The organism is Marinobacter flavimaris (assembly GCF_045057155.1).
Lineage (GTDB): Bacteria > Pseudomonadota > Gammaproteobacteria > Pseudomonadales > Oleiphilaceae > Marinobacter > Marinobacter manganoxydans.
The window spans coordinates 1,789,542-1,807,495 of record NZ_CP171359.1; the positions used below are offsets into that span (position 1 = coordinate 1,789,542).

The following is a 17,954-nucleotide window of genomic DNA, read 5'->3' on the forward strand; positions in this document are numbered from 1 at the left end:
TAACGCAATGTAATAACGTGGCCTACGGCTCAAAACGAAGGATATAGCAAGCCGTAAACTTTTAACAATTGTCAAAAAGCATTAATGTGCACATGCTATCGATCACCGAGGGAAAGGACATGACCGCCCGGAACAGGATCAGAAGCCTGCTTTGCAAGGCTTGCAGTACCGCAGTTCTCGTCGCACTGATGTCTGGACAGGCAGGCCTTTCTCAGGCCGGTTCCAGGGAGCAGGCCAAGCGAATTCACGACCGCATTGCCGGTGTTCCACCCTCCGAGAGCGTCCTGGATTCTATGACGAGCCTGATACCGTCCGATCCCGAAGGGGCTGCGTTCATTGCAATGGATGACCCCGCTTTTTACAACGTGACTCTCAAGAACTTTGCGGCTCCCTGGACCAACGAGGCGATGTCAAAGTTCGTACCTCTGAACGATTACATTGCGACAGTAATCGGTGTCGTCAGAGACGAAGCGGACTTCCGAACCATTCTTCACGAGGACGTTCTCTACGTCGGCGCCCCATCCTTGAACGCCCCGAATTACTCCACAAGCGATAACGACCATTATGAGTGGCTCGAGACACAAGCTATCGACCTCAGCAACGAAGATCTTCTAATCCGGCAGCCCCAATCAAATTACAACGGCTTGCCCTCCTCTGCTACCGCCGGCGTGATTACATCGCGGGCTTCAGCGCGGGCGTTCTTCAGTGCAGGTACCAACCGGGCCATGTTCCGATTCACGCTGATCAATCATATGTGTAACGACCTGGAGCAGGTTGCCGACGTTACTCTACCGCCAGACCGCATTCGGCAGGACGTGTCCCGCAGCCCGGGGGGTGACAGCCGAGTCTTCCTGAACAACTGTGTAGGCTGCCACACCGGCATGGATCCCATGACCCAGGCGTTTGCCTACTACGACTACGAATACAACCAGAACACCGATCCTGACGGAGAGAGGGGCAGGCTCGTCTACAACGCTGTTGGTGAAACAGATCCTGAGACGGGAACCAGGGTAAAAGCCAAATATCACATAAACTCCGCAACTTTCGAGCAGGGCTATGTGACGCCGGATGATAGCTGGGTCAACTACTGGCGTCAGGGCGCAAACCGACGCCTCGGTTGGGATGAGTCACTGCCGGGGTCTGGCAGCGGTGCCAAAAGCCTGGGTAAGGAGTTCGCCTATTCGGACGCCTTTGCCGAGTGTCAGGTCAAGAAAGTGTTCGAGAATGTCTGCTTGCGACCTCCCTCGAGCAGCGAAGACAGCTCTAAAATAAGCAGTATGACAGCCGGCTTCGCCAGTCAGGGTAACCTGAAGCAGGTGTTCGCAGAATCTGCCGTGTATTGCATGGGGGAGTGAGGACGCTATGAACACATTCAAAGGAATACCAGTGAACTCTCTCAGATCGGCCTTCGCACTTATCGCCATCGCCTTGCTACTTGCGGCCTGCGGCGGGGAATCCACTGAACAACTACCGAATACCAATCCGAACTCCGGCACGGTTACTTACAACGGCCCCCCCCCTTCAACCGATGATGTGGCCAACTTCAAGCGCAATGTCTGGGACAATCTGGCAACCCAGGCCAAGTGTGGCGCGTGTCACGGTTCAGATGGTCAGACACCGAAGTTCGTCAACGAGCAAGATGTCAACCTTGCTTATGCCCAGGCAAATACCATTGTCAATCTTTCGGATCCGTCCCAGTCAGCGATGGTAACTAAGGTAGCCGGTGGTCATAATTGCTGGCTTACCAGCAATTCTGCCTGTGTCGACATTCTAACCACCTATATTTCCAACTGGGCAGACGGCTCAGAAGGCTCTGCCAAAACAGTGGAACTTCGCGCCCCAGCGCTCAAAGAACCGGGCGCCACGGTTTCCCTACCAAGCGACACTGGCCTGTTTTCCACCACGGTATACCCGCTGTTGGAAGACTATTGCAGCGAGTGTCATGCCGACGGTGGACAGACCCCCTACATCGCCAGTGCGAATATAGAAACAGCCTATGATCAGGCGAAGAGTCGCATCGACCCCATGAACCCGAAATCATCAAGACTCGTTGAACGACTTGAGTTCGACTATCACAATTGTTGGAACGACAATTGTTCGGCATCTGCCGCCTTGATGGAGACCAAAATACTGGAACTTGTTCAAGACCTTCAATTTCAGGACGTTGATGAGTCACTTGTTACCAGCAAAGCTCTGAAACTGAGCGCGGACGGGCTAGAAGCTAACTCCGGCGGCCGTTATGAAGACAACATCATTGCTCTTTACGAATTTAAGGCCGGTGAAGGCCAGACGGCCTTCGATACCAGCGGCGTGTCCCCTGAAATTAACCTCACCATCAGCGGAAACTTTGAATGGGTTAACGCCTGGGGAATCGACCTTGGCCCCATGGCACAGAACAGCGAAGGCTTTACGGTTCCGGCAGGCAAAGCCCAAGGCAGTACAGGGGCCAGCCAGAAACTCCATACACTGTTGACCGCCTCCGGCGAATACAGCATCGAAGCCTGGGTAGCACCGGCGAACATAAGCCAGGAAGATGCCCGCATCATCACCTACTCGGGCTCATCCACCACTCGCAATGTCACCCTCAGTCAGTCGCTCCAGCGATACGAAGTACTGCATCGCAGCACCACCAGTGATGAAAATACGCCGTTCTCCACCCAGGACGCCGACATGCTCCTGCAGGCAACCCTTCAGCACGTTGTAGTGAACTACACTCCAGCGACCGGACGTCAGATATTTGTTAATGGCGTTCCGACCGACGATGTCGACCCAGACAACGGTGGACTGTTAACCGAATGGGATGACAGCTTCGCGCTGGTACTTGGCAATGAGACAGATGGTCAGTCTCCGTGGCAAGGGACAATAAGAATGGCTGCCATCCATAATCGTGCTCTGACACCCGAACAGATTCAGGCTAACTTTGAGGTGGGTGTCGGGCAGAAATTTTACTTACTTTTCGGTGTGTCAGACCTCATAGGTTTGCCGCAAAGCTTTATCGTCTTCGAAGTCAGTGAGTTCGACAACCATGCCTATCGATTTGCCAGCCCGTTCTTTATCAGCCTGGATGACTCAGTTGAGCCTTCAGATATAACGCTGCAGGGCATGAGGTTGGGCATCAATGGCAAGGAGGCAAGGGTGGGACAGGCCTGGGCAAATCTCAACATCGTTCTTGATAGCGAGGCTTATGAGCCCGGCACTGGCCAGCCACTGTCCCGCCTGGCCACGATTATTGCCCAGGAAAATGGGGCAGAAAATGATGAGTTCTTCCTCACATTCGACAAGCTCGGTAGCAATACTTTTGCCCGGACAGAACCTGAAGAGCTGCCCCAGCCTACACCAGATTATCCTGATGAAACACCGTCAGAGATTGGCCTCAAAACGTTTGACGAGATTAACGAATCCATGTCCCGGATGACAGGCGTACCCACAACCAACTCGGAAGTATCCGCAACTTACAACACTGTGAAACAGCAACTACCTACTGTTGAAAATATCCAGGGCTTCCTGTCGTCTCACCAGATGGCAATTACCCAGATGGCGATCCAGTATTGCGATGCACTCGTGTCAGACTTCCAGCTCAGAAACAATATGTTTCCCGGATTTGATTTTTCCGCTCCGCCCAGTAGCGCATTCGAGCACGGCGGCGAAAGTCTTATCACCGGGGCACTGCTATCACGCTTCGTTGGCAGCAACCTGAATTCGCAGCCAAGTGACCTCGAGATTCAGGCAGAATTGGGAAGACTCATAGACAAACTGACCCTCTGTGGTGGTAGCGAATGTGAGCCCGACCGCACGGAAACCATTGTCAAGGCAAGTTGCGCCGCCGTGCTTGGCAGCGCCACCACCCTGGTTCAGTAGAGGAAGTCGATCATGTTCATACGCAAAACACGTAAAAAGCCCTTGGCGAACGGCAGTCCGCTCCTCCACGATGATCACGGCAAACCGAAGACGCGTCGCGAATTCATAGCGCAAGGTTTAATGGCCGGCTCCGCCACTGTTTTTGGCGCGTCAGTTTTCAGTCTTTTCGGTAATCCGAGAATGGCTGCGGCTGAACTCTCACCGGAACTGCAAACCCTCAAGGAAGAATGCGGCATTGCCGTTAAAGGTGCAGGTAAGATTCCGTTTATCTGCTTTGACCTGGCCGGTGGCGCGAACATCGCCGGCTCCAACGTGCTGATGGGACAAGACGGCGGGCAGATGGACTTCCTGAGCACCGCGGGCTATAACAAGCTTGGCCTGCCTGGTGACATGCTACCGGACGATCCCGCCTTCCTGAATACAGATCTCGGTCTGGCATTTCATTCAGACAGTGGTTTTCTTCGAGGCATAGGTCAAAGCGCCAGTGCCGGCACTCTTGCAGCGACCAATGGCGCTATCATTGCCGCCCGCTCAGAGAATGATACCGGCAACAATCCCCACAACCCAATGTACGGAATTCATCGCGCAGGCGCTGATGGCCTTCTACTCTCCCTTGTAGGGTCACAGAGTTCGGAATCTGGAGGCAACTCGCTAGCTCCAATGAACCTCATTGACCCCAAAGCCCGCCCCACCAAAATTGATCGGCCGTCTGATGTCACTGGTTTGGTTGATGTGGGTGATCTTATCGGCATTCTCGATCAACAGGATGCGGTCGCTGTAATGGAGTCTATCCAACGTATCAGCGATGCCAAAATGGACCAGATCACTACATCAGATGTCGTGAAGGACCTGGTGCAATGCGGGTATGTAAAGAGCGCAGACCTGGCCGACCAGTTCGGAAATCCTGCCTCCCTGAACCCTATGGCTGACCCTGATATCGTTGGTCCGGCCGGGATTTTTTCCAGTTCCGAATTTAACGGCAACCGGGAATATCAAAAGACTGCGTCGGTAATGAAGCTTGTTCTGGAGGGGTACGCCGGCGCTGGTACCATAACCATGGGCGGTTACGACTACCACACCGGCGAACGCGGCACCGGGGAACGACGAGACGAACAGGCGGGGCGTTGCATGGGCGCCTGCCTTGAGTATGCCGCCAGAAAGAAAATCCCGCTGATGCTCTACGTGTTCAGTGATGGATCCGTTTCCAGCAACGGTCGCATAGACGATTCTGCAGACGGCCGCGGCAAAGGCGAATGGACCGGTGACAATCAGCAGACCGCCGCCTCCTTTTTTCTGGTGTACAACCCAGCTGGCCGACCAACAGCAATTCGCAACCAGATAGGCTACATGCGCGCAGACGCGTCCGTGGAAACTGCCTCAAGCCCTGCCGCCAATAACGTCAATCAACTGGTCCAGACTGTGCTGCTTAACTACATGGCGCTGCACGGGGAACAAGGCGCTTTCAGTTCCCGCTTCATGGGCCATGGACTTGGCAACTCCGATTCGCAAGATAGGCTGATCGCATTCGAAAACTTGGTTAACGGCACTATCGGTAGTTGATCTGGCTGGTTCCATCCTATCAAGGCTGGGGTGGAACCAATCCCTCTGAAACGTGCATCATGCGCTGATCATCGATAACCACAACATCGATACCCTTCAAACGCTCAATCATCTCCAGTCCCTTTTTGGGCCCGAGCACGAAAACCGCCGTGGAGAGGCCGTCGGTTGTCAACGCATCCTCGCCGATAATGGTCACGCTTTGGACACCCTGGACCGATTTGCCGGTCTCAGGCGACAGGATGTGATGAACCCTTTCTCCCGCCTCATCCACGAAGAACCGCTCGTAGTCGCCGGAGGTGGACACGGCCACATCCTCGAGCGGCAAAACCACCGCGTTGCGCCCTTCTGAACGGGGGTCCCGAATGCCCACGTACCAGGGCCGGCCCCGCTTGTCCCCTAACAGTCGCATGTCGCCGCCAGCACTCAGCCGGGCATGGCGAATGCCAAAACTGACCAGACGCTCGATTCCCAGATCCACTGCGTACCCTTTGGCGATGCCACCGAGGTCTACCAGAATCCCTGCCTGCCGGTATTCGACCGTCTGATCATCCTCATCAAGAATCACATCCCGAAAATTCACCCGCGGCAAGCCGGATCGAAGCTCCTCGTCCGTGGGCTTTTTGCCGGCCCTGAAGTCATACAGGTAACCCACTGAGCCAAAGGTGATGTCGAAGGCGCCCTGGCTGAGTAGAGAAACCTCCCGTGCTTTTTCAATCACCTCGAACAACCCGTCACTGACTTCTACTGGCCCGTCGGGTGCATTGAGGTTGAGCCTGGAGACCTCCGACTCTTCCCGATAGCGACTCATCTGTTCATCAACCTGATGAAAAACCGCCAGCACCTCTTTGCCAACCCGGTTCGCCAGCTCTTTATCCTCCGCCCAGAACTCCAGTTCGATAGGCGTGGTCATTGCAGTATCCGAAAACCGATACCACTCGGCGCTGGCCGACATCGGGACGATGACAAGCCCCATTGCCGCCAAAAGAAACGAGAGAGTCGATCCAAGTCCGAATTTCCTGCGCTTTATAGTTACCAAGACCCACAAAACTCCATTAGCTGCCGCAAAGCCCACACCAGGCAAGTCCGGAAAGTATATCCATTTCTTCGACTGCAGCCGAACCGATTCGTGGGAACAGCATAGGTCAGACACGATGCAGATCACTAACCTACAATTTGTTACCCAAAATTCCACTTTTGTCCCATTGTTGGCCTCATAATCAGCAGAGACACTAGCGTTGCTTAACAAATAATCAAAACAATGATTGGCAGCCCTTTTCCCCATTGGCGCTGCAATTCCGGAGGCCAACCTGAATGAACGTCAGAAAAGTACTCTTTTCTGCTTGTCTGCTGTTGCTGGCGAGCACTACTGTGTATGCCGAAACCCTTAAAATCGGCCTGAACTACCCGCAGACCGGTCGTTACAAGGATCAGGGTCTGCAACAACGTCTGGGCGCCTTTCTGGCGGTTGATGAAATCAATAAAGCCGGTGGCGTGATGGGGCGTCAGCTGGAGCTGGTAATCAGAAATACCCGCGGTGACCCTGCACAAGGTGCAAAGAACACCGCAGAACTCATCGACCGTGAAGGCGTCCAGATGGTGTTCGGCGGTGTGTCCAGCGCCGTTGCCATTGCCTCAGGCAAAGCTGCTCGCGATCGCAACCGGATCTACTTCGGCACGCTGACCTACTCGAACGCCACCACCGGCGCCGAAGGGCATTCATACATGTTCCGTGAGCCCTACAACGCCTGGATGACTGCAAAGGCGCTCAGTCAGTATCTGACCACCAATCATGCGGAAGACGATTACTTCTACATTACCGCCGACTACACCTGGGGCTGGTCTGTGGAGGAGTCTGTTCGCAAGTTCTCGGGAACCGAAGACACTGACCGCCATCAGGGCGTGAAAACCCCTTTCCCCCGGGCACTGATTACCGATTTCAGGGAGGCGCTGAAGCAGGCAGAGGCCAGTAACGCCAAGGTTCTGATGATGGTCCTGTTCGGCGACGACATGGTGAGAGCACTGAATGTTGCCTACGAAATGGGCCTTACCAAGAAAATGCAGATTGTTGTGCCCAACCTGACCCTGGGCATGGCTCGGCAGGTAGGTCCCACCATTATGGAGGGCGTTATCGGCGGCTCGCCCTGGGTATGGAACGTACCCTTTGAGCTGAACTACCCGAGAGGAAAGGAGTTTGTAGAAGCCTTCTCAAACCGATATGAAATGCGACCATCCACCGCTGCGGCCTCGGCCTACAGCATTATTTATCAATACAAGGATGCGGTGGAACGTGCCGGTACCACCAATACCGCCAGCCTGATCCGGGCCCTGGAGGGACACAGGTACACTTTCCTAAAAGACGAACAGTACTGGCGCGAATTCGATCACCAGAATGTCCAGACGGTGTATGTGGTTAAGGTAAAACCGCGCAACACAATCATTGCTGACGAATACAGTTCCGATTATTTCAGCATCATCGATTCAATGCCGGGTGACCAGGCGGCGCAGACCCGGGAAGAATGGGAAGAGCGGCGCCGGGAGGCTGGAAAACCGCTCAGGCTCTAAACAGTCCCTTAGGGAACTGGAGAAAAATGTCTGGAAAAACATGACTCCGCCTGCCGCAACTTGAGGATCGCATTGCGGCAGGCATTGTGATTCCGAAAAGCGACTTGCCTTAGCGCGCCTCTTCCCAGGTCTTCAACAGCTCGTCGTAGGCAACGGTTTTGCCCTGTGGCTTCTCGTTAGCCAGCTTCGGCTTGGGTGCGCCGGGCTGATCCAGCCAGTATTGCGGGTCGCGCGGTTCGTTCAGCTTCGGACCACAGGTCGGTTGAACATTGGCACGCTCAAGGCGCTCCATGACCCGATCCTGAGCCTGAGCGAGGCCGTCGAGGGCTTCCTGAGGAGTGGCTTCACCACTGGCCGCCTGGGCAATGTACTGCCACCAAAGCTGGGCGAGTTTCGGATAGTCTGGCACATTGGTACCGGTCGGTGACCACTGCACACGAGCCGGGCTCCTATAAAACTCCACCAAGCCGCCGAGCTTCGGCGCCATTTCAGTCATCGCCTCAGATTCAATGTCGGACTCGCGAATCGGCGTCAGGCCGGCAATCGTTTTCTCCAGAGAGACGGTCTTGGATACGGTGAACTGGGCGTACAGCCAAGCTGCAAGGCGACGTTTCTCAGGCGTGGAGTCCAGGAAAGTCCAGGAACCTACGTCCTGATAGCCCAGCTTCATACCTTCTTCCCAGTAGGGCCCACGGGGAGACGGTGCCATCCGCCATTTGGGGGTGCCATCCTCATTTACAACGGGCAGGCCGTCCTTGATCATGCTCGCGGTAAAGGCGGTATACCAGAAGATCTGCTGGGCAACGTTGCCCTGTGCGGGAACGGGACCGGCCTCTGAAAAGGTCATGCCCTGAGCTTCGGGGGGCGCGTACTCACGCAGCCAATCCACGTATTTCGTAGTGGCATAGACAGCCGCAGGCCCGTTCGTTGCACCACCACGGCTAACGCTGGAGCCGACCGGGTGACACTCTTCAACCCGAATCCCCCATTCGTCCACCGGCAAGCCGTTGGGCAGGCCCTTGTCGCCAGCACCCGCCATGGAGAACCAGGCATCAGTGAAACGCCAGCCCAGAGACGGATCTTTCTTGCCGTAATCCATGTGGCCGTATACTCGCTCACCATCAATTTCCTTCACGTGAACCGAGAAGAACTCGGCAATATCCTCGTAGGCAGACCAGTTAACCGGCACACCCAGGTCGTAGCCGTAAATTTCCTTGAATTGCTCTTGCAGATCTTCACGTTCAAACCAGTCGGCACGAAACCAATAAAGGTTCGCAAACTGTTGCGAAGGCAACTGATAGAGTTTGCCATCCGGCCCAGTCGTAAAGTCGAGCCCAATGAAATCATCAAGATCCAGGGTAGGCAGGGTAAGATCTTTACCGGAACCGTTCATGATGTCCTCAACGGCCACCACCTTTCCATAGCGAAAATGGGTACCAATCAGATCTGAATCATTCACGTAGCCATCATAGATATTTCTTCCAGACTGCATCTGGGTCTGGAGCTTCTCGATGACATCCCCTTCCTGAATCAGCGTGTGAGTCAGGTTGATCCCGGTGATTTCGGAGAATGCCTTGGCAAGGACATTGGACTCATATTCGTGAGTCGCTATGGTTTCGGAAACCACGTTGATATCCATGCCACGGAACTGCTCAGCGGCTTTGATGAACCACTCCATTTCCTTGAGCTGCTCTTCCCTGCTCAAGGTAGAGTTTTTGAACGCTTCATTGACCCACTTCTCAGCCGCTTCACTGTACTGATCGGCGCTGGCATGCAGGCTCAAACCCATGCAGGCGACACCAACGGCGGCGCTGAGCAACAGGGTCCTCGGATATTTGTTGTTGTTGAACATATCCAACCTCGTTCGACATTTAATGAATGGAACGAAACAGCCGTGTTTCGTGTCCGCAGTTATAGCGCTCTTTCTGGTCGCTATTCTTTTTTGCCGGAATCTATCGTGATCGATTCCGATCATTCAAACAAAATTAGTTCGTTTTCGAAATCATTACAAGAAGTCCTGAATCTTTTTTAGGACCAGGATTTTCGAAAAAACACCATACGAACATCCCTTGTCGATACTCACCCCCAACGCAGCAAAACCAGGAGCCAAACCACAGAGACAGCGAGCGCCACCCAAAGGGTGATATCGCTGACCGCCAGGAAGCTCAGATGTATATATGCTGCCGAAAGCAATCCAATAAACAACCGATCCCCGCGGGTGGTGGCTATCGGCAGAAACCCCTTCCTCTCGGTGCACGGGGAGACAATTTCGTAAACCGTCATTACCGCCAGAATTCCCGCAATCACGGCAAAGAAGATGGCGACGGTCGGAGTCCAGTTCATCCAGGCAATCATAAAACGTCTCCTTACACGCGTCCGAGGGCGAAGCCTTTGGCAACATGGTTACGAACGAACCAGATCACCAGCAGGCCGGGAATGATGGTTAGCGAACCGGCGGCAGCCAGAACACCCCAGTCGATACCGCTCGCCCCTATCGTTCGGGTCATGATCGCCCCGATCGGCTGGGCATCCACGGACGTTAGCGTCCGGGCCAGCAGCAGCTCCACCCAGGAGAACATGAAGGCAAAGAAAGCCGTCACCCCGATCCCGGAACGAATCATCGGCAGGAACACCTTCACGAAAAATTTCGGAAAGCTGTAGCCATCAATATAGGCCATCTCGTCATACTCACGGGGGACACCGGACATGAACCCTTCCAGAATCCAGACAGCCAGGGGCACGTTGAACAGGCAGTGAGCAAGCGCCACCGCAATATGGGTGTCGAACAGGCCGATAGATGAATAAAGCTGGAAGAAAGGCAGCAGGAAGACCGCCGGCGGCGCCATCCGGTTGCTCAGCAGCCAGAAAAACAGATGCTTGTCACCCAGGAACTTGTAGCGACTAAACGCATAGGCGGCAGGCAGGGCCACAAGTAACGTGATGACCACGTTGATGGACACGTAGATCATCGAATTGATGTAGCCGTTGTACCAGCTGGGATCCGTAAAGATCACGGCATAGTTATCCAGGGTGAAGTTCTGGGGCCAAAGGGTAAGCCCGCCCAGAATTTCCTGATTGGTCTTGAACGACATGTTCAACAACCAGTATATCGGAGTCAGGAGCAGCAGAATAAACAGCGTAATCCCGACGTTTTTTGAACGTGTCTGTCTCATCACACTCTCCTTATTTTTCTTTGTCGGCGTGCGTAATGGCGGTAAAGAAGAGCCATGAAATCAGCAATACAATGAGGAAGTAGATCAGCGAGAACGCAGCCGCGCGACCCAGATCAAACTGCCCGATTGCCATGGTTGTCAGTGTCTGGCTCAAGAAGGTTGTGGAGCTGCCCGGGCCGCCACCGGTAAGCACAAACGGCTCAATGTAGATCATGAAGCTGTCCATGAACCGCAACAGCACTGCGATGATCAGAACACTCTTGAGCCTGGGCAGCTGGATATACCGGAACACCGCCCATTTCGAGGCACGGTCAATTTCCGCCGCCTGATAGAAGGCCTCCGGAATCGCCCTCAGCCCGGAGTAGCAGAGCAAGGCGACCAGCGGAGTCCAGTGCCAGACATCCATCAACAGAACCGTCAACCACGCATCAAGGGTGTCTCCGGTATAGTTGTAGTCAAACCCCAGCTGATTGATCCCCCAGCCGAAAAGACCGATGTCGCCACGGGCAAAGATCTGCCAAATGGTGCCAACCACGTTCCAGGGAATCAGCAACGGAATCGCCAGCAGAATCAGGCAGAGCGACCCCTTTATGCCAGATTTTGGCATCATCAGTGCGACCCCGATTCCGAGCGGAATCTGGATTAGCAATACCGCGCCGGAAAAAATAAATTGCCGAATAAGGGAATCCTGAAGGCGCTCGTTGGTGAGCACTTCCTTGAACCATTCAGTACCCACGAAGAACGCCTGGCCCGGACCAAAAATATCCTGGACCGAATAATTCACGACCGTCATCAGTGGAATGAGAGCCGAGAAGGCAACGAGCAGAAATACAGGCAGCACCAGCCACCAGGCTTTATTGTTTTGTACCTTTTGCATCAGTCTTGCTCCTGTACCAGGAATTCATCCATATACAGCTTCAACCACTGCTTCGGGAACGAGAGATAAACTCGACTGCCAATTGATGCGGCGAAGTCCTCGCTCTCCCGAACCTTCATTTTTTCGTGGTCAAGCTGAACGGTAACGATCTTGTAGGTACCCAGATCCTCGACATCCATCACCTCAGCCTCAAAGGTGTCGTCTGAAGCGACGGAGGACACTTCCACAAACTCCGGACGAATTCCGATCTTGATGTTGGTAGACCTGGTCCGCTGCAGGACATCAACCTGCCAGGGCTCAAGCGACACATTCGTGTTCCCAAAGCACACGCCCCGGGCACAGCGCTGCACCTCGATAAGATTCATGCCGGGGCTTCCGATAAAAAAACCCACGAAGGTATGGTTGGGCTGTTCAAAGAGTTCGGTTGGGGTACCAAACTGGACGATCTGTCCGCCATACATCACGGCAATCTTGTCGGCAAAGGTGGAGGCTTCGAGCTGATCGTGGGTGACATACACCATGGTGATGTCGAACTGCTCGTGAATCTGCTTGAGCTTGCGGCGCAACTTCCACTTGAGCTGCGGGTCGATCACCGTCAGCGGCTCGTCGAACAGAATCGCCGACACGTCTTCCCGCACTAGGCCGCGGCCCATGGATACCTTCTGTTTTTCATCCGCGGTCAGGTTCTTTGCCTTTTTGTAGAGCTTGTCCTGGATCTCCAGGACTTCGGCAATCTCATGAACGCGGGCCTTGATCTTGGAGGCTGGAACCTTGTTGTTCTTCAGCGGAAACGCCAGGTTGTCGTAGACCGTCATTGAGTCGTAGATGACAGGAAACTGGAAGACCTGGGCGATATTCCTGTCCCTCGGAGACAACTCATTAACACGCTTTCCGTCGAAAAGTACCTCGCCCTCGGAAGGCTGAACCAGACCGGAAATAATGTTCAGCATGGTGCTTTTTCCGCAACCCGAAGGGCCCAACAGCGCGTAAGCCCCACCCTTGTGCCAGACATGGTCGAGCTGACGGATTGCGTAATCGTCTGGTCCCTCGGGCATGTCACTATAACTGTGGGCGAGTGATTTCAATTGAATTTCAGCCATCAGACAGACCCTCCTGAAACCTGAGACGGGGTGTGCACCAGTTGTTCGTTATTGTCGAAGACGAACAATTTATTGATCGGCAGATATACCTTGATCGGTGCGCCTGTGTGGTACTGATGCACTCCCATCAGTTGCATCACCATTTCAAAGTGACTGTTCTCCACATGCATGAAGGTTTCAGAACCACTGATTTCGCTGAGTTCTACCTCCATGGACATTTCCAGATCATCGTCGCTGGTGGGGACCAGACCAATATGGCTGGGACGAATTCCGAACCAGTAATCGCCAGGTTCCAGCTTCGACAGCTCCTGCGTAAGTGCATGGTGGGAGTACTCGTCGAACGTCACCTCGGTTTCAGACACCCGGCCTCGAATCATGTTCATCGGGGGTTCACTGAACAACTGTGCAGCAAGGGTGTTCACAGGTGCGCGATAGACATCCATCACTGGCCCGTTCTGAACCACCTGGCCCTGGTGTAACAGTGTGGTTGTGCCACCGAGTGCCAGGGCTTCATTGGCCTCCGTAGTGGCGTACACCGCAATGCACTGGCGCTCGCGGAACAGGTCTCGCAGTTCCGCCCGAAGCTCTTCCCGTAGCTTGTAATCGAGGTTTACCAGGGGCTCGTCGAATAGCACCAGGGTGGCATCCTTCACCAGGGCCCGGGCCATGGCGGTTCGCTGCTGCTGACCACCTGACAGTTCCAACGGGTAACGCTTCAGCAAAGGATCAATCCGAAGCATCGACGCCGTTTCTTTCACCCGGCGGTCAATTTCAGAATCAGTCATCCTCGCCAGCCGAAGTGGCGAGGCGATGTTTTCGTAGACGGTCAGATTGGGGTAATTGATGAACTGCTGATAGATCATCGATATGTTGCGGCTCTGCACGCTCAGCCCTGTAACGTCCTCACCGTTGTAGATCAGACGGCCGGTATCGGGCTTATCCAGCCCAGCCATCAATCGCATCAGCGAGGTTTTTCCGGCCAGTGTCCGGCCGAGCAGAACATTAAAAGAGCCTGCCTCGAAGGTGAGGTTGGCATCCCGTATGTAGTCGACGCCGTCGACCTCACGGGAGAGATTCTCCAGTGTTAAGGACATAGGCTTTCCTTTTTGTTCTTGTGGAAACGCGCTTTGAGACCGACGTAAATCAGCCGCGCAAATTCGATTTCGAACTCTCTACGCAAAGGACATACCACATTGCGCAAGCAAAGAAATTGATTCGCTTATAACGTTGTTTTAAAAAGCTTTTTCTCTACATGCAAATTTCTCATTCGAAAACCAAAATGTTCGTTTAGCAATATTGTGTTCAAACTGAACATTGACCTGAACAGCATTTGCACAGATTATTGAGCATCAGCTTTAGCATAATTGCCCGCGTAAGCTGCTCGAATGTCGACCAAAACAACGAACGAATGCTTGAGTGACGACTGATGAGAAAAAACGAATATGCGGATTACCGGAGCGTTATTGCCGATTCTTGGAACCGTTGTATTGCCTGGGGCCTTGAACACGACCATGAGCCAACACCGCTTATGCCGGAATCTGCCCGACTGGAGGAAATAAACCGCCAGTACAGCGAATTGCTCTCGGTGACCGAGGCTGAGGTTCTCCCCTACTACCGGAACGTACTTTCCAGCAGCCGATGCCTCATTCTGCTTGCCGATCAGCATGCCACGGTACTGAACAGCTGGGGTGATGAACGTATCACCGAGACCCGCCTGAAACCCTGGTTCCAGGCGGGTGCGAACTGGCAAGAACAGAATTGCGGTACGAACGCCATTGGCACCTCTATTGCTGTTAGTGCGCCCGTCCAGATTCAGCGAAACGAACATTTTCTGAAAACGAACCGGAGCATCATTGGTTCTGCGGCACCTATTTTCGATGCTCACAGGCAGATTGCAGGGGTTCTCAGCGTATTCAGCGACGCTTACCTGCCACAGGCCCACACCCTCGGCATGGTTCGGCTACTTTCACAATCTGTCGAAAATCGTCTCATCAAACGTCAGTTTGGCCCCGATCATTTTCAGATTACCCTGAACACCACGGCGGATAACTTTGACAGCCCCTGGTCGGGCATCCTGGTTTGCGATGATTTCGGAAAGATCATTGCAAGCAACCAGCGAGCGGACCAGTTACTGGGAATGAATACCGTCGAGGCCCGCCTGGATGAGTTATTTACGAGCCGCCGGCATCAAATTCTTGAGCATCCAGAAACTGAAACCTTGCAACTGACCACTCGCAGCAAGGTGCGACTGAGCGCCAGGATCAAACGCCCTACAAGGGTTAACGAAAACCCGAATCGGATCGATCGGTTATCTCAGTCGAACGAGGGCTGCTATTCAGATGAGCTGCTGGGTATCGACAACCTGGAGTTCGGTGATTCGGCAGTAAAGCGTTGCGCTACACAAAGTCTCAAAGTACTTCAGCGGGGTGTCCCGGTTCTTATCACCGGCGAGACAGGGGTCGGCAAGGAAGTGCTGGTCAAGGCCCTTCACCGGGCATCCCACCGAAAGGATCAACCACTGGTCGCGGTTAACTGCGCGGCCATTCCGCCGGAACTGGTTGAGTCGGAGCTGTTCGGTTACGAAGCCGGCGCCTTCACCGGCGCCCGGGCGCAGGGTTCGCTGGGCTTTATTCGAAAGGCCCACAAAGGCATCCTGTTTCTTGATGAGATTGGCGAAATGCCCCTGTCGGCCCAATCCAGGCTGCTACGGGTACTCCAGGAACGGCTGGTTACGCCAGTGGGTTCTACCGACAGCGTTCCCGTTGATATTCTGCTGGTTACCGCAACCAACCAACCACTGGGCACACGTATCGAAAGCGGCCATTTCCGGGCGGACCTTTACTACCGGATCAACGGGCTATGCGTGGAACTCCCTGCGCTCCGAAACCGATCCGACAGGTCGCTGCTGATACAGAACCTCTATTCCCGACACCGTGACCCTGGTCAATCGGAACAGCTGTCTCCTAAAGTGCTTTCGGCCTTTGAGAACCACCCTTGGCCGGGTAATATCCGCCAATTGGTGAACGTGTTGCGGGTGGCGATCGCCATTGCTGACGGGGAAGATGTGCAGGTATGGCATTTACCGGAAGACTTTCTTGCAGAATTCGAGACCGCCGCAGGCGAGGAATCCGATCCACGGATAGCGGAACCACGAGCCCCGGGCGTTGAGGTTGAACAGGAGGATCCACTCGCCACAACTCTCAAGGTGTACCGCAAGTGCACTGGCAACGTGTCACAGGCAGCGAGAGAGCTGGCCATCAGCCGAAACACACTATACAAGCGTCTTCGGGAATTAGGGGTTCGCTAAACCGCGTTTCCGCAACATCGTATCGTCAAAGCTTCTGAACTGCCTGGATCCAGCCATCGTAAAGCTTGTCCCGGTTCTGCTTCGTCATGACTGGTTCAAAATTCCGGTCACAGCACCACAGATCCGAGAGTTCCTCAAGAGAGCCATAGACTCCGGCTTTCAGGCCGGCTAGGTAGGCAGCGCCCAGCGCAGTAGTTTCAACCAACGACGGGCGATCCACCCTCGCACCGAGAATGTCAGCCAGAAACTGGAGCACCCAGTTGTTGGCCACCATGCCACCGTCAACTCTGAGGTTGACCGGGCGAATGCCGTCTTTTTCCATGGCTTTCTGCAGATCCTTGGTCTGATAGCAAACAGACTGCAGGCCCGCCGTGACAATCTCTTTTATACCGGTATCGCGGGTAAGACCGAAAATGGCGCCTCTTGCATTGGGATCCCAATAGGGCGCGCCGAGTCCGGTAAATGCTGGCACCAGATATACTCCGTGGTCCATGGGCGTACCCTCTGCGAGCGGCTCTGTTTCACAAGCATTCCGGATTAGCTGAAGTCCGTCTCGCAGCCATTGAATGGTTGCGCCCGCGATAAAAATACTGCCTTCCAGGGCGTAGGTAGGCTTACCGTTCAGCCGATAGGCCACCGTTGTGAGCAAGCGGTGTTTCGACTGCAAAGCTTTGTCCCCAGTGTTGAGCATCAGGAAACAACCGGTTCCGTAGGTGCTCTTCGCCATGCCAATGCCGAAGCAGGTCTGACCAAATAGAGCGGCCTGTTGATCTCCAGCAATACCGAGCACCGAGGTTCCGTTAAGGGCTCCACCCTCTGTGATCTCTCCGAACTGATCGGCAGAGTCCATCACCTCCGGCAACAGCGATTCGGGAATGCCGAAAAGCTCCAGGAGCTCCGGATCCCATTTCTGGTTGTGAATGTTGAACAGCATCGTACGGCTGGCATTGGTCGCATCAGTGCGATGCTCTCGGCCACCGGTTAGTCGCCACAACAAAAAGCTATCGACGGTACCGAATGCGAGCTCACCGCGCTCCGCTCGTTCCCGCACTCCGTCGACATTTTCCAGAATCCAACGGATCTTGGTGGCCGAGAAATAAGGATCAATCAGCAAACCGGTCTTGCTGTTGACCCAGGGTTCGAGCCCTTCACGTTTCAGGGACTCGCAGTAGGAGGCGGTTCGCCGGTCCTGCCAGACGATAGCGTTGTATACGGGCTCTCCGGTATTCCGATCCCAGACTACCGTGGTCTCGCGTTGGTTGGTAATGCCTACGGCAACCACTTTACCGCAATCACCACACTCTTCGGCCATTACCGCGTCACAGGTCTGCTGAACCGATGACCAGAGATCCTCCGGATTGTGCTCAACCCAGCCGCTTGCCGGGAAATGTTGGGGAAACTCTTGTTGGCGGATAGCGTGTATGTTGCCCAGTAGGTCAAAGAGTATGGCACGGGAACTGGTTGTACCTTGATCGATGGAAAGTATGTACTGACTCATGGTATTTCGACCTGGGTTT

Annotated in this window: 13 protein-coding genes; 5 read left to right on the forward strand and 8 right to left on the reverse strand. The window is 54.2% G+C overall.

All coding sequences use genetic code 11. The features are described 5' to 3' along the window. The first annotated feature begins 119 nt into the window (after positions 1–119). The 3 genes from ACGK9W_RS08310 (at position 120) to ACGK9W_RS08320 (ending at position 5,418) form a co-directional block, all read left to right on the forward strand. Entirely contained in the window at positions 120–1,355 is a 1,236-nt protein-coding gene (locus ACGK9W_RS08310; RefSeq protein ID WP_405420330.1) for a hypothetical protein, read from the forward strand. 7 nt (positions 1,356–1,362) lie between these two features. Continuing rightward, positions 1,363–3,858, forward strand: a complete 2,496-nt coding sequence (locus ACGK9W_RS08315; RefSeq protein WP_405420333.1) for a LamG domain-containing protein — start codon at positions 1,363–1,365, stop codon at positions 3,856–3,858. A 180-nt stretch (positions 3,859–4,038) separates the two neighbouring features. Next, complete coding sequence (locus ACGK9W_RS08320; RefSeq protein WP_405420336.1) at positions 4,039–5,418, forward strand: hypothetical protein; 1,380 nt, start codon at positions 4,039–4,041, stop codon at positions 5,416–5,418. A 19-nt stretch (positions 5,419–5,437) separates the two neighbouring features. Here the strand turns inward: ACGK9W_RS08320 and ACGK9W_RS08325 are convergent, their stop codons facing one another. Then, on the reverse strand, positions 5,438–6,328 hold the full coding sequence (locus ACGK9W_RS08325; RefSeq protein ID WP_405420339.1) for an FAD:protein FMN transferase: 891 nt from the start codon (positions 6,326–6,328) through the stop codon (positions 5,438–5,440). Positions 6,329–6,729: 401 nt separating this feature from the next. On the opposite strand from ACGK9W_RS08325, the gene ACGK9W_RS08330 reads away from it, so the two are divergent. Beyond that, positions 6,730–7,980 carry a substrate-binding protein gene (locus ACGK9W_RS08330; protein ID WP_405420342.1) on the forward strand — a complete coding sequence of 417 codons (1,251 nt, stop codon included), beginning with the start codon at positions 6,730–6,732 and terminating at the stop codon, positions 7,978–7,980. 109 nt (positions 7,981–8,089) lie between these two features. On the opposite strand, the gene ACGK9W_RS08335 is transcribed toward ACGK9W_RS08330, so the two are convergent. The 6 genes from ACGK9W_RS08335 to ACGK9W_RS08360 form a co-directional block, all read right to left on the reverse strand. Further along, positions 8,090–9,832: an ABC transporter substrate-binding protein gene (locus ACGK9W_RS08335; protein ID WP_008174648.1), complete on the reverse strand. Its 1,743-nt coding sequence runs from the start codon at positions 9,830–9,832 to the stop codon at positions 8,090–8,092. Positions 9,833–10,059: 227 nt separating this feature from the next. Beyond that, the gene (locus ACGK9W_RS08340; RefSeq protein ID WP_008174646.1) at positions 10,060–10,335 is read right to left on the reverse strand and encodes a DUF2160 domain-containing protein; all 276 of its coding nucleotides are present in this window, start codon (positions 10,333–10,335) and stop codon (positions 10,060–10,062) included. Positions 10,336–10,346: 11 nt separating this feature from the next. Continuing rightward, complete coding sequence (locus tag ACGK9W_RS08345; RefSeq protein ID WP_008174643.1) at positions 10,347–11,153, reverse strand: carbohydrate ABC transporter permease; 807 nt, start codon at positions 11,151–11,153, stop codon at positions 10,347–10,349. A 10-nt stretch (positions 11,154–11,163) separates the two neighbouring features. Continuing rightward, a complete protein-coding gene (locus tag ACGK9W_RS08350) occupies positions 11,164–12,030 on the reverse strand; it encodes a carbohydrate ABC transporter permease (RefSeq protein ID WP_008174642.1) in 867 nt (288 codons plus the stop codon). Continuing rightward, positions 12,030–13,130 (reverse strand): ABC transporter ATP-binding protein, encoded by a 1,101-nt coding sequence (locus ACGK9W_RS08355; protein ID WP_008174640.1) that lies wholly within the window; start codon positions 13,128–13,130, stop codon positions 12,030–12,032. The genes ACGK9W_RS08350 and ACGK9W_RS08355 overlap by 1 nt, the downstream gene beginning before the upstream one ends. After that, a complete protein-coding gene (locus tag ACGK9W_RS08360) occupies positions 13,130–14,224 on the reverse strand; it encodes an ABC transporter ATP-binding protein (RefSeq protein ID WP_104270050.1) in 1,095 nt (364 codons plus the stop codon). The genes ACGK9W_RS08355 and ACGK9W_RS08360 overlap by 1 nt, the downstream gene beginning before the upstream one ends. Before the next feature lie 332 nt (positions 14,225–14,556). Here ACGK9W_RS08360 and ACGK9W_RS08365 point away from each other — a divergent pair, with 332 nt between their 5' ends. Next, complete coding sequence (locus tag ACGK9W_RS08365; protein ID WP_405420349.1) at positions 14,557–16,437, forward strand: sigma-54-dependent Fis family transcriptional regulator; 1,881 nt, start codon at positions 14,557–14,559, stop codon at positions 16,435–16,437. 25 nt (positions 16,438–16,462) lie between these two features. On the opposite strand, the gene glpK is transcribed toward ACGK9W_RS08365, so the two are convergent. Continuing rightward, the gene (gene glpK, locus ACGK9W_RS08370; RefSeq protein WP_008174634.1) at positions 16,463–17,935 is read right to left on the reverse strand and encodes a glycerol kinase GlpK; all 1,473 of its coding nucleotides are present in this window, start codon (positions 17,933–17,935) and stop codon (positions 16,463–16,465) included. Positions 17,936–17,954: the final 19 nt, after the last annotated feature.